The 26,239-nt window shown below is 66.2% G+C and carries 25 protein-coding genes; 16 read left to right on the top strand and 9 right to left on the bottom strand.

Going from position 1 to position 26,239, the window contains the following annotated elements; genetic code table 11:
* The 4 genes from ACE37B_RS08310 to ACE37B_RS08325 all read left to right on the top strand — a co-directional run bounded on the left by ACE37B_RS08310 (position 1) and on the right by ACE37B_RS08325 (position 3,899).
* The gene (locus ACE37B_RS08310; RefSeq protein ID WP_409922809.1) at positions 1–978 is read left to right on the top strand and encodes a carbohydrate ABC transporter permease; all 978 of its coding nucleotides are present in this window, start codon (positions 1–3) and stop codon (positions 976–978) included.
* 57 nt (positions 979–1,035) lie between these two features.
* Positions 1,036–1,935 (top strand): aldo/keto reductase family oxidoreductase, encoded by a 900-nt coding sequence (locus ACE37B_RS08315; protein WP_409922810.1) that lies wholly within the window; start codon positions 1,036–1,038, stop codon positions 1,933–1,935.
* Entirely contained in the window at positions 1,932–3,032 is a 1,101-nt protein-coding gene (locus tag ACE37B_RS08320; protein ID WP_409922811.1) for an LLM class flavin-dependent oxidoreductase, read from the top strand. The genes ACE37B_RS08315 and ACE37B_RS08320 overlap by 4 nt, the downstream gene beginning before the upstream one ends.
* Positions 3,033–3,107: 75 nt before the next feature.
* Positions 3,108–3,899 (top strand): hypothetical protein, encoded by a 792-nt coding sequence (locus tag ACE37B_RS08325; protein WP_409922812.1) that lies wholly within the window; start codon positions 3,108–3,110, stop codon positions 3,897–3,899.
* A gap of 116 nt (positions 3,900–4,015) precedes the next feature.
* Here ACE37B_RS08325 and ACE37B_RS08330 read toward each other — a convergent pair whose 3' ends face one another.
* Entirely contained in the window at positions 4,016–5,179 is a 1,164-nt protein-coding gene (locus ACE37B_RS08330) for an ABC transporter ATP-binding protein (RefSeq protein WP_409922813.1), read from the bottom strand.
* A 250-nt stretch (positions 5,180–5,429) separates the two neighbouring features.
* Here ACE37B_RS08330 and ACE37B_RS08335 point away from each other — a divergent pair, with 250 nt between their 5' ends.
* Positions 5,430–6,026 (top strand): hypothetical protein, encoded by a 597-nt coding sequence (locus tag ACE37B_RS08335; protein ID WP_409922814.1) that lies wholly within the window; start codon positions 5,430–5,432, stop codon positions 6,024–6,026.
* Between the two features lie 17 nt (positions 6,027–6,043).
* On the opposite strand, the gene ACE37B_RS08340 is transcribed toward ACE37B_RS08335, so the two are convergent.
* Together ACE37B_RS08340 and ACE37B_RS08345 are read right to left on the bottom strand one after the other, a co-directional pair.
* Positions 6,044–6,925: an alpha/beta fold hydrolase gene (locus tag ACE37B_RS08340; RefSeq protein WP_409922815.1), complete on the bottom strand. Its 882-nt coding sequence runs from the start codon at positions 6,923–6,925 to the stop codon at positions 6,044–6,046.
* 142 nt (positions 6,926–7,067) lie between these two features.
* On the bottom strand, positions 7,068–8,039 hold the full coding sequence (locus ACE37B_RS08345; RefSeq protein WP_409922908.1) for a haloalkane dehalogenase: 972 nt from the start codon (positions 8,037–8,039) through the stop codon (positions 7,068–7,070).
* Positions 8,040–8,133: 94 nt separating this feature from the next.
* On the opposite strand from ACE37B_RS08345, the gene ACE37B_RS08350 reads away from it, so the two are divergent.
* Entirely contained in the window at positions 8,134–8,670 is a 537-nt protein-coding gene (locus tag ACE37B_RS08350; RefSeq protein WP_409922816.1) for a TetR/AcrR family transcriptional regulator, read from the top strand.
* Positions 8,671–8,701: 31 nt separating this feature from the next.
* Here ACE37B_RS08350 and ACE37B_RS08355 read toward each other — a convergent pair whose 3' ends face one another.
* The 3 genes from ACE37B_RS08355 to ACE37B_RS08365 all read right to left on the bottom strand — a co-directional run bounded on the left by ACE37B_RS08355 (position 8,702) and on the right by ACE37B_RS08365 (position 12,254).
* On the bottom strand, positions 8,702–9,316 hold the full coding sequence (locus ACE37B_RS08355) for a methylated-DNA--[protein]-cysteine S-methyltransferase (protein WP_409922817.1): 615 nt from the start codon (positions 9,314–9,316) through the stop codon (positions 8,702–8,704).
* Positions 9,313–10,869: an AlkA N-terminal domain-containing protein gene (locus ACE37B_RS08360; protein WP_409922818.1), complete on the bottom strand. Its 1,557-nt coding sequence runs from the start codon at positions 10,867–10,869 to the stop codon at positions 9,313–9,315. Before ACE37B_RS08360 ends, ACE37B_RS08355 begins: the two co-directional genes overlap by 4 nt.
* A gap of 116 nt (positions 10,870–10,985) precedes the next feature.
* Positions 10,986–12,254 (bottom strand): MFS transporter, encoded by a 1,269-nt coding sequence (locus ACE37B_RS08365; RefSeq protein ID WP_409922819.1) that lies wholly within the window; start codon positions 12,252–12,254, stop codon positions 10,986–10,988.
* Positions 12,255–12,447: 193 nt separating this feature from the next.
* Here ACE37B_RS08365 and ACE37B_RS08370 point away from each other — a divergent pair, with 193 nt between their 5' ends.
* The gene (locus tag ACE37B_RS08370) at positions 12,448–13,095 is read left to right on the top strand and encodes a hypothetical protein (protein ID WP_409922820.1); all 648 of its coding nucleotides are present in this window, start codon (positions 12,448–12,450) and stop codon (positions 13,093–13,095) included.
* A gap of 10 nt (positions 13,096–13,105) precedes the next feature.
* Here ACE37B_RS08370 and ACE37B_RS08375 read toward each other — a convergent pair whose 3' ends face one another.
* Positions 13,106–14,335 carry an acyl-CoA dehydrogenase family protein gene (locus tag ACE37B_RS08375; RefSeq protein ID WP_409922821.1) on the bottom strand — a complete coding sequence of 410 codons (1,230 nt, stop codon included), beginning with the start codon at positions 14,333–14,335 and terminating at the stop codon, positions 13,106–13,108.
* Positions 14,336–15,145: 810 nt separating this feature from the next.
* Here ACE37B_RS08375 and ACE37B_RS08380 point away from each other — a divergent pair.
* From ACE37B_RS08380 to ACE37B_RS08400, 5 genes are all read left to right on the top strand, one after another.
* Entirely contained in the window at positions 15,146–16,432 is a 1,287-nt protein-coding gene (locus ACE37B_RS08380) for an ammonium transporter (RefSeq protein ID WP_409922909.1), read from the top strand.
* A gap of 56 nt (positions 16,433–16,488) precedes the next feature.
* Positions 16,489–16,827 (top strand): P-II family nitrogen regulator, encoded by a 339-nt coding sequence (locus ACE37B_RS08385; RefSeq protein ID WP_409922822.1) that lies wholly within the window; start codon positions 16,489–16,491, stop codon positions 16,825–16,827.
* A 279-nt stretch (positions 16,828–17,106) separates the two neighbouring features.
* Entirely contained in the window at positions 17,107–17,445 is a 339-nt protein-coding gene (locus ACE37B_RS08390; protein ID WP_409922823.1) for a P-II family nitrogen regulator, read from the top strand.
* A gap of 73 nt (positions 17,446–17,518) precedes the next feature.
* Positions 17,519–20,656, top strand: coding sequence for a glycosyltransferase (locus ACE37B_RS08395; protein ID WP_409922824.1), 3,138 nt, complete (start codon positions 17,519–17,521; stop codon positions 20,654–20,656).
* 20 nt (positions 20,657–20,676) lie between these two features.
* Complete coding sequence (locus ACE37B_RS08400; protein WP_409922825.1) at positions 20,677–21,981, top strand: Coenzyme F420 hydrogenase/dehydrogenase, beta subunit C-terminal domain; 1,305 nt, start codon at positions 20,677–20,679, stop codon at positions 21,979–21,981.
* 80 nt (positions 21,982–22,061) lie between these two features.
* Here the strand turns inward: ACE37B_RS08400 and ACE37B_RS08405 are convergent, their stop codons facing one another.
* Positions 22,062–22,385: a hypothetical protein gene (locus ACE37B_RS08405; protein ID WP_409922826.1), complete on the bottom strand. Its 324-nt coding sequence runs from the start codon at positions 22,383–22,385 to the stop codon at positions 22,062–22,064.
* A 31-nt stretch (positions 22,386–22,416) separates the two neighbouring features.
* Between ACE37B_RS08405 and ACE37B_RS08410 the strand changes: the two genes are divergently transcribed.
* A complete protein-coding gene (locus ACE37B_RS08410) occupies positions 22,417–23,337 on the top strand; it encodes an alpha/beta hydrolase (protein ID WP_409922827.1) in 921 nt (306 codons plus the stop codon).
* 58 nt (positions 23,338–23,395) lie between these two features.
* On the opposite strand, the gene ACE37B_RS08415 is transcribed toward ACE37B_RS08410, so the two are convergent.
* Positions 23,396–24,136 (bottom strand): uracil-DNA glycosylase, encoded by a 741-nt coding sequence (locus ACE37B_RS08415; RefSeq protein ID WP_409922828.1) that lies wholly within the window; start codon positions 24,134–24,136, stop codon positions 23,396–23,398.
* On the opposite strand from ACE37B_RS08415, the gene ACE37B_RS08420 reads away from it, so the two are divergent.
* The 3 genes from ACE37B_RS08420 to ACE37B_RS08430 are packed head-to-tail and all read left to right on the top strand — an operon-like array spanning position 24,115 to position 26,217.
* Positions 24,115–24,843 carry an MSMEG_4193 family putative phosphomutase gene (locus ACE37B_RS08420; RefSeq protein WP_409922829.1) on the top strand — a complete coding sequence of 243 codons (729 nt, stop codon included), beginning with the start codon at positions 24,115–24,117 and terminating at the stop codon, positions 24,841–24,843. The genes ACE37B_RS08415 and ACE37B_RS08420 overlap by 22 nt on opposite strands.
* A gap of 10 nt (positions 24,844–24,853) precedes the next feature.
* Entirely contained in the window at positions 24,854–25,360 is a 507-nt protein-coding gene (locus ACE37B_RS08425) for a DUF3090 family protein (protein WP_409922830.1), read from the top strand.
* Positions 25,361–25,365: 5 nt separating this feature from the next.
* Positions 25,366–26,217, top strand: coding sequence for an SCO1664 family protein (locus ACE37B_RS08430; RefSeq protein ID WP_409922831.1), 852 nt, complete (start codon positions 25,366–25,368; stop codon positions 26,215–26,217).
* Positions 26,218–26,239: the final 22 nt, after the last annotated feature.

Here is a 26,239-nt window from a genome sequence, read left to right on the forward strand (position 1 = left end):
ATGTCGACCACGACTCCACTCGCAAGCGATTCCGGCGACGCGACCACCAGTTCGTCGTCGGCCAAGAAGTCGTCCGGCCCGATCGCTCGGGTCTACGACTTCCTCCGGTCGATCCCGACGATCGTCGTCTGGTTGATCGTCGTCGTCTGGAGCATCCCGACACTCGGGCTGTTCGTCAACTCGTTCCGCAGCCGTGACGGGCAGCGCAACACCGGTTGGTGGAAGGTCCGGCCGAGCGAACTGACCCTCGACAACTACGACCAGATCTTCGGTGCCCGGCAGGGCCTCGGACAGTCTCTGTTGAACTCGGCGGCCATCGCGATCCCGGCGACGATCATCCCGATCGCCATCGCCGCCTTCGCTGCCTACGGGTTCGCCTGGGTCGACTTCAAGGGCCGCAAGCCGCTGTTCATCGCAACGGTGGCGCTACTGGCGATCCCGCTGCAGGTCGCCTTGATCCCGTTGTTGCAGATGTTCGTCGGCGGTGCCCGGCTCACCCTGCCGTTCCTCGACAAGACGATCACGTTGATCCCCGACTTCGACCTCGCCGGGACCACGACGGCGGTCTGGTTGACCCACACCGGGTTCGCGATGCCGTTCGCGATCTTCTTGTTGCACAACTACATCAGCCAGCTGCCCAAAGATCTGTTCGAAGCAGCTCGCATCGACGGCGCGGCGCACTTCACCATCTTCTGGCGACTCGTGCTGCCACTGTCGGTGCCGGTGCTCGCCGCCTTTGCGATCTTCCAGTTCCTCTGGACGTGGAACGACTACCTGGTCGCCAACACGATGATCGGTGCCAACGCGAGTCAGCAGCCGACGACGATCCTCATCGCCAACCTGGCTGGCGACTTCGGTCGCAACGAGAACATCCTTCCCGCTGGAGCGTTCGTCCAGGCGTTCGTTCCGATCGTCGTGTTCTTCGCGCTCCAGAAGTACTTCGTCCGAGGCATTCTCGCCGGCGCCGTCAAGGGCTGATCGAGGGTTTGTACCGGCCCTACCGCGCGGCGGGTGCCGCGCGGTAGGTTCGCAATCATGTCGTTGGTACTCACGCAATCTCGCGTCCTCGGGACGCTGCCGCCGGTCGGACCGATCTCCTACGGGCAGTGGCGCTTCACCGATGACGACCCCGCAAGCGGGCAGATGCTCCTCGAGACCGCGCTCGATTCGGGGATGAACCTGATCGACACGGCCGACGTCTACGGCTTCGATTGGGGTGGCACCGGTTTCGGTCAGGTCGAGGAGAACCTCGGGCGGATCCTCGCCGGTGCTCCCGGTCTGCGCGACCGGATCGTGCTCGCCACCAAGGGGGGTATCAACCCTCCGACGCCGTACGACTCCTCGCCGAAGTACCTCCGCGCCGCGGTGGAGGCCTCGCTGCGTCGCCTGCAGACCGATCGGATCGACCTCTATCAGATCCACCGGCCCGACATGTACACGCATCCTGCCGACGTGGCGATCACGCTGACCGCCTTACGCGACGATGGCAAGATTCGAGAAGTCGGCGTGTCCAACCACACGCCGGCGCAGGTGGCGGCGCTGCAGGCCCACCTCGAGTTCGCAATCGCATCGAACCAGCCCGAGTTCTCCGCCGCCCATCTCACGCCACTGCGCGATGGCACGCTCGACCAGTGCATGGAAATGCGGATCACGCCGATGGCCTGGAGCCCGCTGGCCGGCGGTCGTCTCGCCACCGGTGAGGGCATCCGGCCAGAGTTGCTCGCCGAACTCGATCGGCTCGCCCAGCGCGAAGGCGTCGATCGCACGCAGATCGCACTCGCGTTCGTCCTCGCCCACCCCTCGGCGCCGATCGCGATCATCGGCACGCAGAATCCCGATCGGATCCGTTCGTCGGCCGCCACGCTCGCCGTGTCGCTCGATCGCTCCGACGTCTACGCCATCATCCAAGCTTCCGAAGGAGTACCGCTTCCGTGAGTTCGATCACCTCGCCCGACGTCCCCGAGATCTCCTGGTTCAGCGCGCTCTGCGACGATGATTACGAGTTCCTCGGGGTTCCCGATCCTGCGTTGGCGTCGTCGTGGGAGCACTGCCGTGACATCGTCCAGACCGCCGATCGCGGTGGGTTCGACAACGTGCTCCTTCCGTCCGGGTACCAGCTCGGGATCGATTCGACCGCGTTCGCTGCGGCGATCGCCACGCACACCGAGCACATCAATCTGCTGCTCGCCGTTCGCATGGGCGAGATGTGGTTGCCGCAACTCGCCCGTCAACTGGCATCGATCGATCAGTTCGCCGGCGGTCGGTTGTGTATCAACATCATCTCCTCCGACATGCCGGGTGAGGCGCTCGACTCCGCCCCGCGTTACCAGCGCACACGCGAGTGGATGCAGACCCTTCGCAAGCTCCTGAACCGCGAGGCGGTCGACCTCCACGGTGACTTCGTCGACCTGACGGTCGAGCCGCCGCGTGCCGCGACGGTCGACGGCTCGTGCCCACCGATGTATTTCGGCGGATTCTCCCCCGCCGCCAAGGACGTCGCAGCGGCAGAGGCCGACGTGTTCCTCACCTGGCCCGACACGGTGAGTTCGGTCGCCGACACCGTGACCGAGATGAACACGCTCGCCCGGGAGCGATACGACCGCGAGGTGTTGTGCGGGTTGCGCGCGCACGTCATCGTGCGCGAGACCGAAGCGGAAGCACGTGCGGCGGCCGAACGCCTCGTGTCTCGGCTCGATCCGGAGACCGGCGATGCGATCCGCAACAAGTCGCTCGACGCCGCCTCGGTCGGAGTCTCACGCCAGGCCGACCTGCGCGCATCCTCAGCCGACGACGGCTTCGTGGAGGAGGCGCTGTGGACCGGCGTCGGGCGCGCCCGGAGCGGCGCCGGTGCGGCGATCGTCGGCGACCCCGACCAGGTCGTCGCCAAGCTCCGGGCCTACCAGGACGCAGGCGTCAGCGCGTTCATCCTGTCTGGCTACACCCACCAGGCCGAATGCGACCTCGTTGCGCGACATGTGCTTCCGGCGATCGAGCACGCGCCGATCAAGCCGCGTTTCACCTCCGACCTCTGACCACATCGAGCGTCATGAGGAGCCGGCGACGCAGTGTTCCGCCGACGGCTGCGTCGAATCGGCAATGATGGTGAGATGAGCAACGACGACAGCGGATTCCCCACGGCTCCGAACGACGGGGGCACCGCTCCGGGTTACAGCCAGCAACCGCCGCCGATGCCCGACTACGGGCAGGCGCCACCACCACCGGGATACGACCAAGCTCCACCGACCCCTGACTACGGTCAGACACCGCCGCCTCCCCCGGGGTACGACCCGGCACCGCCAACTGCTGACTACGGCCAGGCGCCGCCACCACCCGGATACGGGCAACAACCTGCCTATGGGCAACAGCAGCCGGGAGCCGTCGCACCTCCGGGCTATGTGCCTGCCGGAGCTTCCGGGATGATGGTGAGGGCCCCCCGACCCAAGGTCAAGGTGGGCGCCATCTTGATCCTCGTCGGCTCGGCCATCTCGATCCTCGGCGTGTTTCTCCCGTGGGCGAGCGCCAACGGCGCGTCGGCCAACGGCATGGACGACTACTTCTGGATCGATGACTTCACGCTGTACGACGTGAGCGCCCCCGGCACGGTGCCGATCGTCATGGCCGTGATCATGGCGGGCTTCGGCATCACGTTGCTGCTGGCCGGGCGCGTGCTCGCCGTCGCGATTCTGGCCATCATCGGTGCGGTCATCGCTGCGATCGTCGGGGTCGTCATGTGGGGCCTGATGCTGGCCTTTTCCGAGGCACAGGGCCCATCGGTCGGCATCGGAGCCATCGTGCAGCCGATCGCTCCGCTGCTCAGCCTCGCCGGTGCGATCGTGGCGACGTCCAAGCGTCGCAAGATGGTCATGGCCGAGCCCGGAGAAGCTCCGCGCTTCGCTTGAGACGCGACGGTGGGCGACCCGATCGGATCGCCCACCGTCATGTTCGACTGCTCGCCGTGCTGCTCGTGGCCCCCGCGACGTTGCAGATCAGGGCTGCGGTACCCGCGAGTCGCTGATCAGCGAATCGCCTGGTGATCACCGAAGTCGAAGAAGTGCATGTTCTCCGTCGACACGGCGATCGTCACGTCGTCACGCATCCGCACCCGTGACCGTGGATGGAAGCGGCCCACCGAGTTCGCTGCCTTGTCCTGTTCCTCGATCGCGTCGGGGTCACCAGAATCGACGCGTCGAGCGTCGAGGTCGAAGTGCACCATGATCTCCGAGCCGAGCGCTTCGATCAGTGACACCGTCGACGTGAGCTGCTTCCCCGTCGTGTCGTGGTCGATCATCGCCGCATCTTCGAAGTCTTCGGGGCGGATGCCGACGATCACCGGCTTGCCATCATGGGCCTTGAGACCCGGCCGGGAGGCGACCGACGACGCATCGAGGCGCAGTGACTGGCTGCCGAGCTGCACCGAGGCACCCTCCCCGTCGAACGCGACGACGCCCTCGTAGAGGTTCATCGACGGCGAACCGATGAACGCGCCGACGAAAACGTTGTCGGGCCTGTCGTACAAGTTCTGTGGCGTGTCGACCTGCTGCAGGTAGCCGTCTTTCAGTACTGCGACGCGGTCACCCATCGTCATCGCCTCGACCTGGTCATGGGTGACGTACACGGTGGTGACACCGAGTTCACGCTGGAGCCCCGCGATTTCGGCACGCATCTGCACGCGCAGCTTCGCATCGAGGTTGGACAGCGGCTCGTCCATGAGGAACGCAGCCGGCTGACGCACGATCGCGCGGCCCATCGCGACCCGCTGACGTTGGCCACCGGACAGTTGTCCTGGCTTGCGGTCGAGGTTGGCATCGAGCTCCAAGATCTTCGACGCCTGGCGGACCCGACGATCGATCTCTTCTTTGGGAACCTTCGCGAGCTTCAAGGCGAAGCCGATGTTGTCGTACACCGACATGTGTGGGTACAGCGCGTAGTTCTGGAACACCATCGCGATGTCGCGGTCTTTGGGTTCGACGTCGTTGACGACCTTGTCACCGATTCTCATCTCGCCGCCGGTGACCGTTTCGAGTCCGGCGATCATGCGCAGCGCGGTCGATTTGCCGCAGCCGGACGGGCCGACGAGCACCAAGAACTCCTTGTCGGCGATGTTGAGATCGAGGTCGTGAATGGCATGAAAGCCGTTCTCGTAGACCTTGTTCACCTTGTCGAGCGTGACGGTTGCCATCAGTTCCTCCAACCATGAATGTAAGCGATTACAGAGTAGCCCAGGTTCGTGTGCCGTCGGGCACGAAACCGTCGACACCGAGCTCGAGGCGTGCTGGCCCGGTCGTGCGCTGTGCTCGTCCGCGCTCGAACATGGGGCTCGTCACGGGGGCTCGCCACGGGTCCATCGACCGCAGCGACGACGCTCGAATCGTCTCGGACGAGACCTCCTTCGTCGTGTTGCTCAGCGGCACCAGGTAGCGTCGCTGCCCATGGCCGTGAACCAGATGAAGAACCGAATGCAAGCGCTTGGCCTGCTCGACCGCGCCTTCAAGGCTGCCAGCGACGACGAGTTGACCGCAGCCGTCGACGCGCTCGACGACGACCATCGCGAAGGGCTCGAGTCGTTCGTGGCGGAGATGACGGCCGAGGGCATCCGCGCCGGCGTCAAGGCCGGTCGAATCGACGGCGGGATGGAAGCGATCGCCGCGATCACGACCGACGCCTGTCTCGCCGACTGCATCGAGCAACTCGGCGATCACGCGGAGAATCCCTCGACCGACCAGCTCAAGGAGGTGCTGCCCGGCATCGTCGAGCGGCACGGTGTGGGCATCACCCAGATCATGCTGGCCGGCACGGTCGCCGGTGAGGCGCCGGCGTCGGCGATCATCCGCGACCTGCTCAAGAACGATGAACTGGTTGCGCTCCCCAAAGCCGAGGTCACCGAGATCGCGCCGCTGATCGACACCGCTCGGCGCTCGGCCGAGGAGCAAGCCGAACTGCGCGCCAAGCGCAAAGAAGCGAAGAAGGCCAAGCAGGAAGCCGAACGCGCTCGCCGCGAACAGGCTGCCGCCGCCCGCCGCCGCTGACCTCGCCGAAACCGGGCTCAGCGTGACCCGGTGAGCGTGGCCAGCAGGGCCGCTGCGACCTCGGCCGGCCGTTCCTCGTGGGAGAACAGCCCCGCGTTCGAGATGACGTCGATCCGAGCATCGGGAAACTCGCCGACCATGCGCCTCGCGTGCCCGACGGGAAAGAAGACGTCCTCCTCGCCCCAGACGAGCTGTACCGGAACGTCGATGCGCGGATGGATCGCGGCGAGCTCGCGCACGTAGCGATAGTCGAACGAACGCAAGATGCGCAGACCGGCTTCGAGATGCTTCGACGACGTGTACAGCGGCCGCAGGAAGAACTCGTCGAACTCTCCGTCCAGCCGGCTCGCATCGACGAACGCATCACCGAGGACGAACCCGTTGCGGCGGAGCCGGGGTTTGCTCGCGACCCAGCCCAGCATGCGCCCGAAGCCCGGAAGTCGTCGCTGCGCGAGGAACGCTTTGAACCGCCAGCTCACGCCGTCGGCGGGTTCGGTGTCGATCAATCCCATCGCTCGAACGCGCGGGTCGCCCACGACGGCGTGGCGCGCGATCATCCCACCGCTGTCGTGGCCGACGACGGCGACATCGTCGAGTTCGAGCACATCGATGGCCAGGCGAACACTCTCGATGTGATGATCGATCGACAGCGGCGTGGCAGCGTCGAAACGGCTCGAACCCGTGCCGGGCAGGTCGATGAGGTGACAGGTCACGTGATCGACCAGGTACGGCAGCAGCGTCCGGAACGTCGCTCCCGACACCGGCCAGCCGTGCACGAAGAGCACGTCGGGTCCGGCGCCGACGCGCCGGTAGGCGATGCCGCTCGATCCGGTGTCGAGGAACCGCGTGGGCGGCGCCCTGAACAGTTCGTTGGCGTCTGCGGACGTGAACGTCGACATGTTGGTCTCCTTGGCGGTTCGTGGGACCGACCCGAGGGCCGATGCACCGGATGGTTGATGGCGATGGTTGATGGCGATGGTTGATGGCGATGGTTGATGGCGATGGTTGATGGCGATGGTGGATGGCGGTGAACGGACGAACTCACGCGCGCTGATCGGCGTCATCGTCGGGCACTCGACCTCCCGACGTGACGGCGCCAGCCGATGGCGGGAGCCACTCGATGAGCGCCGCGGCGATGTCCTCACCGCGATCGTCTTGGACGAAGTGGCCACCAGGTCGCAGTGAGCGATGCGGCTGATCGGCAGCGCCCGGGATCCGATCGATGAACTCCTCGGCGAGGTGCCCCAGGACGGGGTCGTCCGGACACCACAGGGTGAGAAATGGCGCTCGACGTGCTTCGAGCGCTGCCCAGGCCGCCCGATTCGCTTCGACCGACTCGTGCGCGGGCGTGATCGGGACGAGCGCCGGAAACGCGATCGCTCCCGCAAGGTACGTTCGATCGGGGAACGGCGCGTCGTAGCCACGGATCTCGTCGCCGGTCAGCGAACGAGCGACCACCGCTCGACCGAACAAGGCCCCGACATCGTCGAACGCGTCGCTCTGCGAGAACGCGAGCCAGGCGTCGAAGCCCGGGCCGGCGGACGCGCCCGTCGGCAGCGCGGTGTTCCCGACGGCGACGTACTCGAATCGACCCGGCCGCTCGGCGACCACGCGCAGACCCAGGAGCCCACCCCAGTCCTGCGCGAACAGGCTCGCCCCGTCGTCGAGATCGATCGTGTCGAGGAACTCCTGCAGCCAGGCGACGTGGCGGTCGTAGGTGTACGAGGCTCGATCGACCGGCTTGTCCGAACGCCCGAAACCGATGAGGTCGGGTGCGATGCAACGAAACCCTGCCGCCAGCAACGGCGGGAGCATCCGCCGGTACAGGTAGCTCCACGCCGGCTCTCCGTGCAGCAGCACGATCGGGTGCGCATCCGGCGGACCTTCGTCGATGTAGGCCACACGAAACCCGTCGACCTCGACGTATCGAGGGGCGTAAGGGAAGTCGACGAGCGACTCGAAGCGCTCGTCGGGCGTGCGAACGAAACGCTCACCTGCCGCCGTGGTCAGCATCTCGGTCACGACGACCTCGCTGGCGGGCGTGTCGAATGGAGTGTAGTGATCACTTCACCAACTCTAGATGAAGCGATCACTACAATCAACGCCGATGGCCAGGAAGCACACGAGGGACGAGATCCTCCAGGGGGCACTCGAGGTCGCATTCGACGATGGCCTCAGTCGGCTCAGCTTCGGCCGAGTCGCCACGCGACTGGGCATCAACGATCGAACGGTCGTGTACTACTTCCCGACGATGGACGACCTCGTCGCCCAGGTGCTGGTCTCGATGGGCGCCCAGCTACAGACCACACTCGCGCCTGCGTTCGTCGCCACGGCGAGTGATCACACCGAACTCCTGCGGACAGCGTGGCCGGTGCTGGCGACCGACGACGCCGATCCGGTGTTCGCGCTGTTCTTCGAGGCGAACGGTCTCGCGGCGACCGGCCGGGAGCCGTACCGATCGATCGTGCCCCAGCTCGTCGAGATGTGGATCGAGTGGGTCGCGACCTTCATCGACGGGTCGGCCGATCACCGACGAGTCGAGGCGGAAACAGCGATCGCCATCGTCGATGGACTCTTGCTCCTTCGTCAGCTCGCCGGCCCGGATGCCGCCGACCGCGCCGCGGCACGACTCGGGTTGTGCTGAGCGCCGCTGGCGCGCTCGACCGTCGAGCCGGTCAACAGAGCGTTCGGCCGGATACCCGGCGCTCGTGGTCGAGCAGCCAACGCTTCGCCTCGACACCGCCGGCGAAGCCGGTCAGCGAACCGTTCGAGCCGACCACGCGGTGGCAGGGAACGATGATCGAAATCGGATTCCGCCCGTTCGCTGCGCCGACCGCCCGTGCTTTGTTGACGTCGCCCAACTGCCTGGCCTGCTCGCCGTAGGACATCGTGGCCCCGTAGGGGATGGAGCGCAGCACGTTCCAGACCTCGCACTGGAACGGCGTGCCCACCGGATCGAGCGGGAGGTCGAACACGAGTCGCGTGCCGGCGAAATACTCCTCGATCTGGTCGCGAGCGTCATCGATGAGTGGACGATGACGAGGATCGACGATGTCGCGATCGCGTTGCTCGGTGGCCAGGCCCGCCGACGGCACTCGCCCGACCGGCTCATCGGGCCAGAGCAATGCCCGCAGCCCGACATCCGACACGATCAGCGTGAGCCCACCGAGCGGACCGGTGATCACTGCGCGCGAGAGCCGCTCGCCGGACGCGGGGTTCGCGGCGGCGTTCGCAGGCGCTGGTGTCGTCGCTCCAGCCGGAGATGGTGTGGTTCGGTCGTCGGATGTCATCGCAGCTCTCTTCTCGTCGTCGTTCGCGGAGACCGTGTCGCCGGGCTCGACGGCCCGCTCGCGGTGCTGGTGGGCGCCGTGGGCAGACTCGCCCAGAGATGGTGGACGGCGTAGGAACGCCATGGCGCAGCTGCCGAGAACAGTTCGTCGCCTCGATTCGCCATCCCCGCCGAACGCAGCGAGTGAACCACGCCCAAGTCACTACCCAGATCGATGTCGGGATGGCCGAGGCCACGCATCAGCACGTAATCGGCCGTCCAGGGCCCGATGCCCTTGAGTTCGATCAACCGAGCCCGGACCTCGATCGGATCGACACCCACGTCGAGGCGGATCGTGCCGTCGGCCACCGCGGCGGCGACTCGGCGGACCGCATCGCGGCGAGCGGTCGGCATCGCCAGCGCCGCGTCGGGCGCGGTTGCCACCGCATCAGGACCCGGGAACGCACACGTGAGCGTGGGGTCGTCGATCGTCAGCCTCGGCCCGATCGCTGCCACCAATCGGTTGGTTACGGTGCGGGCGCCAGCCACCGAGACCTGCTGGCCGATGATCGCTCGGACGACGGTCTCGAACGCGTCGACACTCGCCGGCGATCGACGCCCCGGATGCGTGGCGACGAGCGGCGCGAGCGCGGCCACGCGACGCAGGTGACGATCGATCGTCTGCGGGTCAGCGTCGAGATCCAGCATCCGCCGAACTCGCTGCACTGCGGTACCCAGGTCGCCCCAATCAGTGAGCGAGATGGTTGCCATGACGTGGTCTGCGTCGGCATCGGGCCCGGCGACGACGCTCACGATGCCGTGCCGTCCGTCGATGTCGAGCACTCGCCGGTACGTCGGTCGGGGGCCGGCGCAGTACTCCTCGACGCCGTCGAGCGCGCGGGCACCGATGAACTCGAGGACGGTGGCGGCCGGGAAGGGGCGCCGAGTCGGGAGTCGGATCGTGACACTGGTCGTCGATCCCGACACGCCGGTTCGTTCGCTCCCCCGCCGAGTGACTGCATCGCGCAGTTCCGACGGCGACGACGCGAACACCTGCTGGATCGTGTCGTTGAACTGGCGGACGCTTCCGAAGCCGGCGGCGAACGCGACATCAGTCAGTCGGAGCGCGGTCGTCTCGATCAACACACGCGCGGTCTGGGCCCGTTGCGCACGAGCGAGCGCCAGCGGGCCGGCGCCGACTTCCTCGGCGAGCAGTCGGTGGAGATGTCGTTCGCTGTAGCCGAGCGCGCTGGCGAGACCCGGCACGCCGACTCGTTCGACCGTGCCGTCCGCGATCAGTCGCATCGCCCGCCCGACCACGTCGTGGCGGACGTTCCACTCGGACGAGCCAGGCGTCGCGTCGGGTCGACACCGTTTGCAGGCTCGAAATCCGCGCTGCTGCGCGGCGGCAGCGGTCCGGTGGAACTCGACGTTGGCACGCTTGGGCGTGATCGCCGGACAGCTGGGACGGCAGTAGATCCCCGTCGTCCGTACGGCGATCACGAAGGTGCCGTCGAACCGAGCGTCGCGACTCGCCGACGCGGCGTAACAGACGTCGGGATCGAGTGGGGGCACGACTGCATCATGCCTCGCTCGCTCGGACGATCCCAGCGGAAATCGGACATCGCCGTCGCGCTGCCCCACCCGCGCGCCAGGCGTATCGGTTTGTCTCTGAGACAAACCGATACGGGTCAGGCGGTGGCGTTGGCCGTCAGCGGAGCGACGAGCGGGACGACCTTGGTGCGCAACACGATGATGCCGATGACGCACATCACGGCGCCGGCAACGAACCCGAGACGCTCGTCGGCGAGTTGGGCGATCGCCCCGACGAACAGGCCGCTGAACGCTGACCCGATCTCGAAGAACATCGTGAACGAACTGATCGCACTCGCTCGGTCGGCATCCGACACTCGGTTGACCGTGAGCGCCATGAGCGACGGATAGTTGAACGCAGCACCGAGTCCGACGAGCGCGGCACCGACCCACAGCGCGGCTGGCGTCGGGACGGCGGCGACGAGGACGAGACCGACCGCGAAGAACGACAACGCCATCGTGACGGCTCGCCGAGGGCCGAGTCGCTCCGGCAGCGTCGCACCGAACACACGGATGAGCGCCGAGACGACCGAGTACACGAAGAACAAGCCACCCGACGAGCCCAACCCCACCTCGCGCGAGTAGTCGGGCACGAAGAGGAAGAACGACGTCAGACCGCCGATTCCGAGTGCGAGGACGATGCCCGGCAACACGGCCGACGGATGCACGTACCGGCGCCAACCCGAGCGGTCGACGTCGCCCGTGACGGCGTTCGGATCGTCGGTCTGAGAATCCGGAGAGACGACGCGTGCGGGGGCGAGCAGCGCGATCGCACCGGCGATGAGGGCAAAGCAGCCGGCCGCGACGAACGTTCGCTCGAACTCGACGTCGTCGAGCAGCCACTCACCGAACACCGGACCGACACCGAGCCCGGTGAACACCGCGACGGAGAAGTAGCTCGCACCTTCCGCGCGCCGCTCGCGGGGCGACAGGTCGGCGATCAGCGTGGCAGCGCCGACGAACATCGCAGCCTCCCCGATGCCGGTGAAGACACGGAACGCGAGCAACGGACCGAGCGCGTCGACCTGGCTCATACCGAAACCGCCGGCCGCCGCGATCAACGCGCCACCGATCATGATGCTGCGTCGCCCGTACCGGTCGGCCAAGCGTCCGAGGACCGGACGAGCAGCGATCGCAGCGATCGCAAACACCGCTGCGTTCACGCCGACGCCGAACTCGCCGCCCCCGAGCGGCCCTTCGATGTACAGCGGGACGAGTGGCAGCAGTGTCCCGATGTACATGAAGAAGGCGAACGCGCTCAGGGTCACCACCACGAACGGACGCGTGATCAGTCGATCCGTCGGCGCGACGTAGACGCGGGCGCGTCGCGGCGCGCGAGGCACTGCCGAATCGGGCTCGTCGATCACGGCCGACATCTTGGCGAACGCGTCCCCGTACGAGACTCGACCAACTGCTGCACGCCAGATGTCACATCGCGACCTCCTGGATAGCCTGTGCGGCTGGCGACGTCATCACCAGCCATTCGGCCTGACCCGGTCTACTCGAACCCGACGGATGCCGTCGACGAGGTTCCTCCCGCACCGACCCTGGGAGCACCCGATGTACGCACACTTCACGCCAGCGATGACGCTGACGATCCGCCGACAGCACGGCATCGTCTCCGGCCGAGCCCTTCGCGCCGAACTCGCTGAACCCGACGGCCTCGATCGACTCCACGCTCGCGGCGGGGTCATCTCGCTCGGCGCCGACCTGTACCGAGTCGAAGGCCATCCCGACTCGTTCGCCGGACGCTGCGTCGCGGCCTGCCTTCATGATCGACGCGTGGTGATCGCTGGCGCCGCAGCAGCATCGCTGTGGGGGATCGATCTCGTCTACCGCCCGAGCTGCCCCGACATGACCTCGATCGATGGCACTGCAGATGTCGACCGGCTCCCGAGGTCGACGGTGCGAGCGGCACGCGCCCTGCACCGTGACGACATCGTCGAGCGGCCCGACACGATTCGCCTCACGACCGTTGCGCGCACGTGGTACGACTGCGTCGGCCAGACGAGCATGGAACGCGGCATCGAACTCACCGAACTCTTGCTCGCCGACCACGGCGACGTGGCTGACCTCTGGGCAGTCGTCGATCGCGTCGAGGCGACCCGACGCGGACCGAAGGGACGCGGCTACGTCCTCCTCGACCGCGTCGCGCCGCGTCGTCAGGCCGTTTCCCGCGCCGGTGCCAGCAGGGCCTCGGCGGCGTGACGAGTCGGGTCTACTTCGGTTCCTTGGGCAGACCCAGCACGCGCTCACCGACGATGTTGCGCTGAATCTGACTCGTACCGCCCCAGATGGTCTCCGAACGAGAGAAGAAGAACGACGACATCATCGGACTCACCGGGTAGCCCTCACGGCGCTTGTCGCGCGTGGCGCCAGGCCAGCCACCTGCTTCGGGTCCGCAGTCGACCAACATCGCCTCGGCACCGAAGATGTCGAGCGCGAGCTCCATCGCTGCCTTGTGCATCTCCGACCAGAACATCTTGTTGGTCGCGCCGAGCGCGATCGTCCCCATGTCCTTCGACTTGTTCAGGGTGGCGGTCAGATTTCGCAAGCCGTTGATGCGGAGAATCTGGATCTTGCTGTAGAAGACCATGAGTCGCTGACGGATCATCGGATCGTCGATGGCCCCGTTGGCCTCGGCGGTCTCTTTCAGGATTCGGAACTCCTCGGCGAAACGCCGGAACCCGGTCGTCGCGGACTGACCACGCTCGAAAGCGAGCGTGGAGTTCGCGACCTTCCATCCGTTGTTCACGCCGCCGACGACTGCGTCCTTGGACGCACGTGCGTTGGAGAAGAACACCTCGCAGAACTCGGCGGTGCCGTCGGGCTGCGTGATGCCGCGCACTTCCACGCCGTCCTGGCGCATCGGCACGAGAAGGTACGAGATGCCAGCGTGCTTCGACGCGTCCGGGTCGGTGCGGGTCAGCAAGAAGCAGTAGTCGGCGTGATGACCCTGCGTGGTCCACACCTTTTGTCCGTTGATCACCCACTCGTCGCCGTCGAGCACGGCGGTCGTCTTCAGCGATGCGAGATCGGATCCCGAATCGGGCTCGGAGAACCCCTGGCACCAACGCGTCTCACCCTTGAGAATCCCCGGAAGGAACTCGCGCTTCTGCTCCTCGGTGCCCCACTGCAAGATGGTCGGGCCGACGAGCGTGTCACCGAAGAAGTCGCCACGCATCGGCGCTTTCGCCCGAGCGAACTCCTCGGCGAGGGCGACGCCCTGCATGGTGGTCAAGCCCTTGCCGCCGTATTCGGTCGGCCACGTCGCGCAGATCCAACCACCCTGGAACAGCTTCTTGGGCCACTCGGCATTGAACTCCTTGCGCTCCTCGTCGGTCATTTCGAAACCGTCTTCGAACCAGCCGTCAGGGAGGTTGTCCTCGAGCCAGCCACGAATCTCTGCGCGGAACTCCTCGGCTTCAGCGGGATACGTCAAGTCCATTGGAACAGTGTGCCAGGTCACCCCGTCCGCGAACCAAGCCCCGCTCGGAGATTCCCCGTTGCGACACCGAACCGTTTCACGAGCCGTTCACATCGCGCTCACATCGCTGCAAGAGTCGACACGTATCGTCCTCCTCACGGTCGATTCGCTTCTGCTTGCAATCCTCCTTCAGCGTTCAATCCCCCTCGAGTGTTGGAACCCCCCGGCAGAAGCGAATCGACCGTACGAAGGTCGAGCTGGCACGAGTTGTCGGATCCCTTCTCACTAGCTCTCCGGTTTCGGTCCACGCTTCCGCTTCCGGCCCCGATGTCTTTCCCCATTTTCTTTCCCCATTTTCTTTCCCCATGGCCGCGTTCGGCCGCGTTCGCCGATGTCGGAGCCGTTCGAGCCGGTGCCAGTTCGGGTCCCCCGACCGTTGCGCACCTCGCGGATGGCGGCCGCCGTATCGCTGCGCGTGAGATGTGGGCGGCGTGCCACCACCGCAGGGCGCAGTCGCTCCTCACCTGCGGTGACCTCCCACTAGCTCGATCAGGAGGCGGTGAGCTGGCGATTCACAGAGCCGAAACATCGAGAACACGACGACGACACGCACGTTCACCAACACGAAACCCGACGGCGATGATCGAGAAATCGGCGACACCTAGCTTGCGCACCTGATCCGGGCGGCAACGGCGCACCTGGCATCTCCTTTATCAACGAACACCACTGGAGGACACAGTGCGCAACAGAGCGCTTCGAATCATTTCCGGCCTGGGCGGCGTTGTCGCCTTCTTGGCCATCAGCCCATCCATCGGCTTCGCCCAGGACGACATGCCGTCGGAGGCCTCGATGGTCCTCGACAACATCTGGGTCTTCCTGGCTGGCTGTCTGGTCTTCTTCATGCAGGCGGGCTTCGCGCTCGTCGAAGCAGGCCTCACCCGAGCCAAGAACGTCGTCAACATCTTCGCCAAGAACATGGCGGACGCGATCATCGGCATCCTGGCCTTCTTCGCCAGCGGCTACGCCATCGCCTTCGGCGGCGGCAACGACTTCTTCGGCGACACCGGCTTCTTCCTCAACGGACTCGGTGACATCGAGGCACTCGGCAGCAGCGGCGTCGGCAACTTGTCGCACACGACCTTCTTCTTCTTCCAGGCGGTGTTCGCTGCAACAGCGGTCACCATCACCTCCGGGGCCATGGCAGAACGCACGAAGTTCGTCTCGTACCTCATCTTCGGTGCGATCATGTGTGCGGTGATCTACCCGGTGGTCGTCCACTTCACGTGGGGCGGCGGCCTGATCGCCGGCATCTCCATCGGTGACGCGGTCTACTCCGACTTCGCAGGCTCCGGCGTCGTGCACATGACCGGCGGTATCGCTGCCTTGGTCGGTGCGTTCCTCGTCGGGCCTCGAAAGGGCAAGTTCGCCGAAGACGGTTCGGTGCGGGCCATTCCAGGTCACAACATCCCGTTCGCCATCCTCGGTGTGTTCATCCTGTGGCTCGGCTGGTTCGGCTTCAACCCTGGCTCGGAGCTCTTCGCCGACAACCTCGTCAGCGGCATCGCCGTCAACACGATGCTCGCCGCCGCAGCAGGTGGCCTCGCCACGACCGTCGTGATCTGGTTGAAGACCGGTAAGCCCGACATCGCCTTCATCGGCAATGGCGTGCTCGCCGGACTCGTGGCGATCACCGGCCCGTGTGGCGCAGTCACCCCCGTCATGTCGGTCATCATCGGCGCAATCGGCGGCGTGATCGTCGTGTTCTCGGTGATCATGTTCGACAAGATCAAGATCGACGATCCCGTCGGCGCGATCAGCGTCCACGGTGTGGTCGGCGCCTGGGGCGTGCTCTCGATCGGTCTGTTCGCCAGCAAGGACGACGCCTTCCTCGGCCGTGCCGACGCCGGACTGTTCTACGGCGGCGGGATCGAGCAGCTGCTCGTCCAGTTGATCATGGTGCTGATCATCATCGCCTGGGTCGGCATCATGTCGTTCATCGTCTTCTCCGCTCTGAAGGCCACCATCGGCCTGCGTGTCAGCGAGGAAGAGGAGATGGAAGGCCTCGACGTGTTCGAGCACGGCATGGCCGGCTACTCCAACGATCCGTCGTACGCCTGAGCACGACGTCAGACCAACGAACGAACGACTGAAGAGTCAGAAAGAGAACCATCATCATGAAACTCGTGACTGCAGTCATCAAGCCGTTCAAGCTCGATGACGTCAAGGATGCGTTGAAGGAGGCCGGGATCACCGGCATCACCGTCAGCGAGGTCCGCGGCTTCGGCCGCCAAGGTGGACACACCGAGACCTACCGAGGAGCGGAGTACAAGATCGACTTCGTGCCCAAGGTCAGCGTCGAGGTGCTGATCGACGACAGCGGTGTCGACACCGCTATCGAGGCCATCAAGGCGGGCGCCGCAACCGGCAAGATCGGCGACGGAAAGATCTGGGTCAGCGACGTCGACCGCATCGTGCGAATCCGCACGGGCGAAGAAGGCGTCGACGCGATCTAGCTCCCGGAACCCTCGATCGAGGACACGCGTCGCTCGGCCCGGCACCATCGTGCCAGGCGACGCACACACCCCCATTCGAGGCGCAGTGCTGCGCCTCTCGAACCCCGAACCCTGTCACTGTCCTCTGACGAAGGGTTCGGGGTTCATCGTTTTCGGCCGCGTCCCCAACGAACCGACGACATCTGCAAGAGTGAGTCGCATCGCTGAGGCGTATCGGTTTGTGTCTGACACAAACCGATACGCCTCGTTCGAATCGAGACGACCCAGGGGAGACGACTCATGAAACTCATCACCGCGGTCATCAAGCCGTTCAAGCTCGACGAAGTGAAGGACGCCTTGAAAGACGCCGGGATCACCGGCATCACCGTCAGCGAGGTCCGCGGCTTCGGCCGCCAGGGTGGACACACCGAGACCTACCGAGGAGCGGAGTACACGATCGACTTCGTCCCCAAGGTCAGCTTGTCGGTCGTCGTCGACGACGACCGGGTCGACCTCGTCGTCGAGCGGATCGCCAGCGCCGCGCGCAGCGAGAAGATCGGTGACGGCAAGATCTGGGTCACCGACGTCGAGCGGGTCGTCCGCATCCGCACCGGCGAAGAAGGCATCGACGCCATCTGACGGGCTGGTGTTGCGCCGATGAACGTCGACGCAGTCTCAAGATCTCGTCAATCTCTGTCGATGCATGGAGGTGATGTCTTGGCCACCTCCGTCACCCGATGCTGCGACCCTCGGGGCCGATGTCGACGTGACGGGCCTCGACGGCCGAGACACACCACCCTCGACGCACGCACGAGCTACGTCGTGGAGTTCGATCTTCGTTCCTGAAGTCGCGTCATCGACCTCGCGATTCGACGCTCGCCGGCTGCGCAAGCAGGCCGACCAGACCCTCCGCTGGGCAGCCGCGACATCAGGCGACATCGTGGTGTTCCACGCCGGGCCGCGACCGGATCCCGAGCGCTCGCGGGTGTTGATCGCTGCGCTGGTCGACGGGGGCCACGACGTCTGTCTTGCCGACGACGGAACGAACGAATTGCTCTCCCGGTGTTGGCGAACTCTGACACGGCACGGTGCCTCGACGGTGACCGTTCGCACCCACGACGACCCACTCGACCCTGGTCAGGACCCTGCCGAACCCGACCGCTGCGCACCCGACTTCGGCGGCACGACTCGAGCTCAGATGTTCGCCGTGCGCCGGTCGGCGCTCACGATCCCACCGCCAGCGCCGCCTCGACCTGCGTGGCAGCGGCCGTCGTGGTGGATGGCAGCGGTCGCCGTGGCCGCCTACGCCGTGCTCGGCCTCATTCGGTCTCTCGGGTCGACGACGCAGCTCGAAACGGATGAGCGAGCCTGGCTGACCGCAGCGCAGGCCGGATCGGCGTCCGCCTACCCCGACGGCTGGCCGGGTGGGTCCAGTGCATGGCCGGCGATGATGCGACAGGTCGTCGATCGGTTCGGCGTCGAGGGCGTGCGAGCCGCATCGCTGGCATTCGCGGTGGTCGCGATCTGTTGCTCGGCCAGCGCAGCGTCTCGCTTCTTCGGGCGATGGGCCGCCCGCTCGACCGCCGTGCTGGTCAGCGCGGTGCTGGCGGTCACCGACGCGGCAACGGCAGCGTCCCCGACGATGCTCGCCGCGGCCGCCTGCAGCGTCGCCCTGCTCGGGTTCGCTCTGGCGGAGTCGTCGGGTCGAGCCTCGTGGCTCCTGATGTCGGGGGCAGCCGCGGCCTTCGCTGTCGTCGTGGAGTACCAGATGATCGTCGTCGCGCTCGCGATGAGCCCGTTCTTCCTGATCGTGCGACCGCCGAGCGCCTGGAAGGGCACCGTCGCTTTCGTCGTGATGTGGATCGCCGCAACCGGGTGGTGGCTCGCTCCGCAACGCTGGGCGGTGGGCGGCTACGTGGCCGCTGCTCGAACCCACCTCGAATCGACGGTGGCCAACAGCGGCACCAGTACCAACATGTCGACGCTCGCGCTCATCGCGCTCGTCGCCGTGGTACTCGCCGCATTGCTCCATCGCGTCACCGACCTTCTCGTTCGCCGACGCATCCTCGCCGTGACGCTCGCCGGCGCGGCGTTGCTGCTCACTCGATCATTCGTGGGCGCCACCGTCGACGGTGGCGACATCGCGACAGCGACACTGCTCCTCGCGCCCGCGCTGACCGGCGTCGTCATCCATCAGATCACGTCACTCGCCCGAGGCGAGGAGGTCGTGCCCATCCCTCGTCGCTCCCCCGATCTGCTCACTGCGGATCCAGCACGCGGCCGTCTCGTCGGCAACCAGGTGCGCTACACCAACCGGCAGATGGCGCTCGCCGGTGTACTGCTCGTCGTCATGACCGCGTGGTTCGTCCCCTGGGCTGTACGGCACCTGACATGGGGCGACTGGTGGTTGTCCGTGCCATTCCTCGTGGCCAACGGTCTCGTCGCCACAACGGCGCTGCTGCTGTCGTTCAACAACTCGAAGCGCTCGGTCCCGCTGCGAGTCGGCGTCGCTGCCGGACACGAACCGCTCGTCGGCGTGATCATCCCGACCGCCTCCGAACCCGCCGCCATGGTGGCCGCGACGATGGAGTCGGTGCTCGACCAGAACTGGCCCCTCGATCGCCTCTGCGTGGTGATCTCCGACGACGGCTACTCCGAACAGCTCCGGCGCCACGTCGAACAACGCGCCCGAGAGCTGCCCGCAGGCGTGCTCACGTACTTCCGGCCGCCTCGACGCGGCACCAAGGGCCGCATCGGCGACTCGAAGGCCGGCAATCTCAACGCTGCGATGCGTGTCGTCAACGACGCCGGCTGTGAGTTCGTCGAGACACGCGACGCCGACGATCTCGTCGGCGACCCCGACTTCCTTCGCCTCACGGTGTCGCAGTTGATGCTCGACGAGCGGATCGGATTCGTCCAGACGATCAAGGAATCCACGACCAGTCACGGCGATCCGTTCAACAACAACGAGCTGCTCTTCTACCGCGGCATGATGCTCTCGCGAAACGCCGACTACAGCGCCTTCCCGTGTGGATCCGGGTTGGTCTGGCGGCGAGCGGCACTCCGCGAGATCGGCAACTTTCCGGTGTGGAACCTCGTCGAAGACATCCACTCCGGGGTACTCGCACTCCGGCTCGGCTGGCGAGGGCTGTACGTCCCCATCGTCGGAGCGTTCGCTCAGCACGCACCCGAAGACATCGCGAACTACTTCAAGCAGCGCGGTACCTGGGCCATCGATTCGATCCGACTGTTCGCCTTCGACCGCTTCCGAGGGCTGCCGTGGCGGACGCGGCTCCACTTCGTCGAACAGACCGCGTTCTACCTGCTCAGCCTCCCGATCATGGTGTTACTGACGATCCCGATGGTCGGACTCGCCGTAGGCCGATTTCCCATCGATGCCACGCCGGTCGACTATGCCGTGCACTTCACCGGGTTCGCGGTCGCAATGGAGTTGATCATGCTCGCCTTTGCCGCCGACAAACCTCTCGGTGCGTGCGTGCGAACGCGAATGTTCCTGATCGGCATGGCACCGCTCTACGCGACCGCTGCGCTCCGGGCGCTCTGGTACGGAGCGAGGCGCAAGCCGATCTACGTCGTCACACGCAAGACCGACGAGCACCGCGTCTACATCGCGATGGTGAAGGCGCACTGGATCCTGCTCGGGTTCATCGTGCTCGCGCTCGCACTGTCGGCTCGTCGCGGCGAGTTCCTCCTCGATCTCGACCCCGGAGCGATCTACTGGGCGCTGGTCGGCCTCACGGGTCTCGGCACGTTCGTCCGACTCAGCTGGTTCGGTGTCGACCTCCGCGCGACGATTCGGCGTCGGCTGCGGTTACCCGAAGCAGGCTGAGCTCACGTACAGTCGGGGGCATGACGACGGTCGAGTCCGACACCCCCACCGGTACCGAACCGGTGCCCCCCGCCCAGGCTGGTCGCTGGACTGCGCAGTGGAAGGAGTTGTACGCCGAGGTCATCACGACCGGGCTGTGCACGGGCTGTGCCGGCTGCGTGGTGACGTGCCCGCACGACGTGATCGGCTACGAGCACGAGGAAGGCAAGTACCTGCCGTTCCATCTCGAAGACGAACTGGGCCTCGACAACTGTGTCCACGGATTCGGCGAAGGCGGCGGCTGCACCACCTGCACACGGGCATGTCCGCGCTTCCGGGCGTGGGAACCCGCTGCCGACATGCACCTGTTCGGGCGAGTGCGCGAACCCGACGAGATGGCCGGCATCTGGCAGCAGCTCTACCTCACCCGCGCCTCCGACGACATGGTCCACAAGATGGGCCAGGACGGCGGGCTCGTCTCGGCGATGCTGATCTGGCTCCGCGAGAACGACTACATCGACGGCGCGCTCGTGTCCGGCGTCGAAGACGACGACAAGTGGAAAGCCAAACCCGTCGTGGTCGAGTCGAAAGAGGAGATCCTCGCCACCGCCGGGTCTCGCTACACGTACTGCGCCAATCCGCTCGCCCTCCCCGAGGCCAAAGCACGCGGCATGGAACGCCTCGCGCTCGTGGGTATGGGCTGCCAGACCTCGTCGCCTCCCACGATGTGGGACCGCAAGGCGGGCAAGGTCTCCAAGCCGTTCTTGTTCAACATCGGGCTGCTGTGCTCCAAGACCTTCGACGACGCGATCTTCACCGAACTGTTCGAGGCCAAGTACGGCCTGAAGAAGCAAGACATGGTGAAGATGAACATCAAAGGCGTGTTCCAGATCTGGATGAAGGACGGCTCGTATCACGAGATCGACCTCAAGGAATGCCACCAGTGGACGCGTGAAGGCTGCAAGAGCTGCCCCGACTTCGCCGCCGAGCACTCCGACGTCGCGACGGGCGGCATCGGCGAAGACAACGACTGGACCCTCACCATCGCCCGCACCGAACTCGGTCACGAAGTGATCGAGCGCATGATCGCGGACGGTTCGATCATCGCCCGGCCGGCGCAGACCGACGAAACTGCGATGCGACTGCTCCGGCTCCTGTCGATCGTCAGCCGCCGCCGCTGGCCCAAAGCTGCCGATCCCGCCCCAGCGATCGGCGTGCCGCCTCCCAAGAAGAAAGCCGCCGCTGCGACCACCACCACTCCGGCCGCCGGGACTCCGACATCCGAGACGCCCCCGGCGTCGACCGAGCCTCCTGCGGGCGGCGACGGGCCGACCACGACGTCCTGACCGCGACGTCCTGACCGCGACGTCGTCACTGCGACGCGTGGAACGAGGAGCGTCGACCAGCTGACGTCAGGAGTTCGCGTTCAGAGGCAGCGCGAGAGCGAGAGTTCGTAGGTCCTGAGCGCGGTTTCGCCGCGGGCGTTGCGTTCGCTGTTCTCGGCGGCGAGGTCCTGCGCGATCTGTTCGAGATCGCTGCTGCTGTAGCGGTCGAGTTCGGCGAGCAGACACGCTTCGTCGAGCTCGGGGTTCAAGATGGCCTCGCGCTTGATGATGTCTTCGGCCACCCGCTTCGGCCCCGGATCGGAAGTACACGCCGACAGACCGAGCACAGCGACCACCGCGACCGATGCGATCGCACGAGCGCGACGGGCACGAGGCCGGACTTCGAGGGTGCGGTTCGCCTTCACAACGTCGAAAGGCTACTGCCAGTATTCCGGGATGCCGCTGAACGCCGAAGCTCGAACCTTGCTCGATCTCCTGGAACAGCTCGGTGCACCGCCGTTCGAGACGCTCGATCCAGTCGAGGCGCGCGCGGCCCGGGCCGACATGGCGCCACCGATCCTCGACTCGTGCTTCGAGACGCTCGACCTGAACGCCGGCGGCGTGCCCGCACGGCTGTATCGGCCCGAGCCGTCCGATGAGATTCCTGGTCTCCTCGTGTACTTCCACGGCGGCGGTTGGGTGATCGGCGATCTGCAAAGCCACGACAACGTGTGCCATGCGCTCTGCGTCGGTTCGGGTCACGCTGTGTTGAGCGTCGACTACCGACTCGCGCCCGAGGCTCCGTTTCCGGCCGGCCTCGACGATTGCATCGAGGCGACGACGTGGGCGCACGCACACGCCCAAGAGTTGAGGATCGATCCCGACCGCATCGCCGTCGGCGGGGATTCCGCAGGCGCCAACCTCGCCGCGGCACTCTGCCATGGAGCGCCGGTTCCGATCCGCTTTCAACTGCTGGTGTACCCCGTCACCGATGCGCACACCGACAGCGCGTCGTACGAGGAGAACCGTGAGGGGTACTTCCTGACCAAGGCGGCGATGGAATGGTTCATCGACCACTACCTGGCGGGGAACCACGCCAGCCGCGACGATCCTCGAGTGTCGCCGTTGCTGGCGAGTGACGAGGCGTTCGCGGCGTGCCCTCCCGCGCTCGTGATCACGGCCGGGTTCGATCCGCTGCGCGACGAAGGAATCGCCTACGCCGAACGCCTCGCTGCCGCCGGGGTGACGACCTCCCACGTCCACTTCCCGGGAGAGATCCACGGCTTCTTCTCCCTCCCCCACATGTTGGGCGAGGCCCGTAGCGCGCACGCGCTCGCCGCCAGAGCCCTCGCCGACGCCCTCGCTCCAGCTTCGTAACCCCGCTGCTCGGCACGCTGGTCGGACGCGTTCGTGACTCGACGTTCGTCGAGCGTCATCAGGTGGGCGTCAGGCCGGCGAGCATGCGGGCTCGGCGGAAGACGTCGTCGAGCATCGATTCGGTGAGACGACCCGTGAAGGTGTTCTGTTGACTGACGTGATACGAGCCGAGCAGCGTGAGAGCGCCATGGCCGTCGCCTGCAGGCACCTCGACCTCGACGCCGTGTCCGAACTTCGGACGCGGGCGAATGCCGATCTGCCGACACGCAGCGTCGAACCCGAACGTGCCGAGGCCGATCACGACGCGCAACCCGGTCAGGGAGCGCAACTCTCGCCCGAGGAAACCACCGCACGCATCGCGCTCGCTCGTCGACGGCGTGTTCCCCGGTGGCGCGCACTTCACCGCCGACGTGACCCAGGCATCGGTCAGCTCGAGACCGTCGTCGGCCGTCACCGAGGTCGCCTGGTTGGCGAATCCAGCCCGATGCATCGCCCGAAAAAGCCAATCGCCGCTGCGATCACCGGTGAACATCCGGCCGGTGCGATTCGCCCCGTGGGCCGCGGGAGCGAGTCCGAGCACGACGACGCGCGCTGCAGGATCACCGAAACCTGGCACCGGTCGACCCCAATAGGTCTCGTCGCGGAACGCCGCCCGTTTGTCGACCGCCACCTGCTCTCGCCACTGGACGAGACGTGGACATGCACGACACGACACGATCTCGGCTTCGAGGACGACGAGCGGACCCACGCCAGTCGACAGTAGATTCGAAGGTGCCCATGACCAAAGCAACCGCTTCATCGACCGCCTCGACACGACGCAAGACGCCCGCGTCCTCGTCCAAGGCCTCGTCCAAGGCCACGGCCACGGCCACGGCCACGGCCACGGCCACGACGATCCTGCTCGTCCGACACGGACAGACGCCGACGACGGGGAAAGTGCTGCCCGGCCGAGCGAAGGGTCTCCATCTCGCCGATGAAGGGCGCCGGCAGGCGGACATCGCCGCACACCGCATCTCGGAGTTGTCGAAGGTCGACGCCGTGTACTCCTCGCCGCTGGAACGGGCCAAGGAGACCGCTGCACCGATCGCGAAGGCGCTCGGGCTCCGGACACAGATCGAGCGCGGCCTGTTCGAATGCGACTTCGGCGACTGGACCGGTGAGGAACTCAAGAAGCTGATGAAGCTGCCGGAATGGCAGACCGTCCAGCGAGCCCCGTCGACGTTCCGTTTTCCGAACGGCGAGAGCTTCACCGAGATGCAGACCCGAATGGTGTCTGCGCTCGACCGCCTTCGCGCCAAGCACCCCGGCGGCACCATCGTGTGCGTCTCACACGCCGACACGATCAAGGCCGCTGTAGCGCACGCACTCGGCACGCACATCGACCTGTTTCAACGCATCGTCATCAGCCCCGCGTCGGTCAGTGCGATCTCCTGGCATTCGGGTGGGCCTGTCGTGCTCGCCGTCAACTCCACCGGCCGCCCTCTGACCGAACTCAGGCCCGCCTGATCTCCCCTCGATGACCGTCTTCTACGAATTCGACGACGTCGACATGTTCACGGTCGGCACCGTTGGCCGTCCCGGCTCGCGAACCTTCTTCCTCCACGTCCGAGCGGACGGCCTTCGGCTCGGGATCAAGTGCGAGAAACAGCAGGCTGCAGCGATCGCGCAGTACCTCGACAAGGCGCTGAGCGACCTGCCGCCCGCCGAAGACCGCCCGATCGCCGGGGCGATGGAGATCTCCGAACCGGGCGAGATCGCTTTCGTGCTGGGCCCGATCGGGCTCGGCTACGACCGCTCGAACGACCGGGTGCTGCTGCAACTCGAAGAGGTCGCAGCCCTCGACGAGGAGGGCGAACCGGTCGACGACGACGATCGCAGCCACGTCCGGATCTACATCACCCGCGGGCAGGCGGCGGCGTTCGCGGTGCACGCCGGCAACGTCATCGAATCGGGTCGGCCCGAGTGCAAGTGGTGCGGGTTTCCGATCGACCCCGACGGCCACCCGTGCCCCCGGATGAACTGAACGTCGTGTCCGACTCTGCCAACGACGACGTCGACGACATGCTCGGAGACGAGTTCGACGACGAAGAGTTCGACGCAGACGAGTTCGACGACACCCTCGACGAGGCTGACGACGAGCCACGCGGGGTGGAGTTGCGCGTCGACGAGGTCGAGGACCAACTCGAACACTTGCTCTGCGGCGAGGTCGAGGTCGAAGGGCGCATGCCGTACAGCTCCAACGGGACGTTCCTCGTGCACGTCATCCACGACGGACGCTCGCACCCGGCGATCTACAAGCCGATGCGAGGTGAGCGGCCGCTGTGGGATTTCGAGCCCGGCCTGCATCGTCGCGAAGTCGCCGCCTATCGGTTGAGCGAAGCCCTCGGCCTGCACCTCGTGCCGACGACGGTGCTCCGCGACGGGCCGATGGGCGAAGGGTCGTTCCAGTGGTTCGCGGTGGCCGACCATTCGGAGCACTACTTCACCATCTACGAGCATCACCCCGAACTGCATGATCGGCTTCGCGACTTTGCAGCGTTCGACGTGCTGGCGAACAACACCGACCGAAAGAGCGGCCATTGCCTGCTCATTCCGGAACGCAACGGCGCCCCTGCGTCCGTGTGGGGCATCGATCACGGACTCTGTTTCGCCGCCGACTACAAACTCCGGACCGTGATCTGGGAGTTCGGCGACGAGGTGCTGCCCGATCACGTCATCGACGGCGCCAATCGCCTCGTCGACCGCGTCCCACTCGAGGTTGCGACGCTGCTCGCCGATGACGAGGTCACCGCGCTCCAGGGCCGAGCGGCGTGGCTCGTGAAGGAGCGTCGCTTCCCGACCGACCCGACGGGCCGCCGATACCCATGGCCGCTGGTCTGAACGATCCTGGCACACCGCCCGA

The sequence above is a fragment of the Ilumatobacter sp. genome (genome assembly GCF_046290335.1).
Classification (GTDB): Bacteria; Actinomycetota; Acidimicrobiia; order Acidimicrobiales; family Ilumatobacteraceae; genus Ilumatobacter_A.

Bases quoted from the DNA above. Each gene is read 5' to 3' on its own strand.
- ACE37B_RS08310 (WP_409922809.1), top strand. From the start codon at position 1: ATGTCGACCACGACTCCACTCGCAAGCGATTCCGGCGACGCGACCACC.
- ACE37B_RS08315 (WP_409922810.1), top strand. From the start codon at position 1,036: ATGTCGTTGGTACTCACGCAATCTCGCGTCCTCGGGACGCTGCCGCCG.
- ACE37B_RS08325 (WP_409922812.1), top strand. From the start codon at position 3,108: ATGAGCAACGACGACAGCGGATTCCCCACGGCTCCGAACGACGGGGGC.
- ACE37B_RS08330 (WP_409922813.1), bottom strand. From the start codon at position 5,179: ATGGCAACCGTCACGCTCGACAAGGTGAACAAGGTCTACGAGAACGGC.
- ACE37B_RS08335 (WP_409922814.1), top strand. From the start codon at position 5,430: ATGGCCGTGAACCAGATGAAGAACCGAATGCAAGCGCTTGGCCTGCTC.
- ACE37B_RS08340 (WP_409922815.1), bottom strand. From the start codon at position 6,925: ATGTCGACGTTCACGTCCGCAGACGCCAACGAACTGTTCAGGGCGCCG.
- ACE37B_RS08345 (WP_409922908.1), bottom strand. From the start codon at position 8,039: ATGCTGACCACGGCGGCAGGTGAGCGTTTCGTTCGCACGCCCGACGAG.
- ACE37B_RS08350 (WP_409922816.1), top strand. From the start codon at position 8,134: ATGGCCAGGAAGCACACGAGGGACGAGATCCTCCAGGGGGCACTCGAG.
- ACE37B_RS08355 (WP_409922817.1), bottom strand. From the start codon at position 9,316: ATGACATCCGACGACCGAACCACACCATCTCCGGCTGGAGCGACGACA.
- ACE37B_RS08370 (WP_409922820.1), top strand. From the start codon at position 12,448: ATGTACGCACACTTCACGCCAGCGATGACGCTGACGATCCGCCGACAG.
- ACE37B_RS08375 (WP_409922821.1), bottom strand. From the start codon at position 14,335: ATGGACTTGACGTATCCCGCTGAAGCCGAGGAGTTCCGCGCAGAGATT.
- ACE37B_RS08380 (WP_409922909.1), top strand. From the start codon at position 15,146: ATGCCGTCGGAGGCCTCGATGGTCCTCGACAACATCTGGGTCTTCCTG.
- ACE37B_RS08385 (WP_409922822.1), top strand. From the start codon at position 16,489: ATGAAACTCGTGACTGCAGTCATCAAGCCGTTCAAGCTCGATGACGTC.
- ACE37B_RS08390 (WP_409922823.1), top strand. From the start codon at position 17,107: ATGAAACTCATCACCGCGGTCATCAAGCCGTTCAAGCTCGACGAAGTG.
- ACE37B_RS08395 (WP_409922824.1), top strand. From the start codon at position 17,519: ATGTCTTGGCCACCTCCGTCACCCGATGCTGCGACCCTCGGGGCCGAT.
- ACE37B_RS08400 (WP_409922825.1), top strand. From the start codon at position 20,677: ATGACGACGGTCGAGTCCGACACCCCCACCGGTACCGAACCGGTGCCC.
- ACE37B_RS08410 (WP_409922827.1), top strand. From the start codon at position 22,417: ATGCCGCTGAACGCCGAAGCTCGAACCTTGCTCGATCTCCTGGAACAG.
- ACE37B_RS08420 (WP_409922829.1), top strand. From the start codon at position 24,115: ATGACCAAAGCAACCGCTTCATCGACCGCCTCGACACGACGCAAGACG.
- ACE37B_RS08415 (WP_409922828.1), bottom strand. From the start codon at position 24,136: ATGAAGCGGTTGCTTTGGTCATGGGCACCTTCGAATCTACTGTCGACT.
- ACE37B_RS08425 (WP_409922830.1), top strand. From the start codon at position 24,854: ATGACCGTCTTCTACGAATTCGACGACGTCGACATGTTCACGGTCGGC.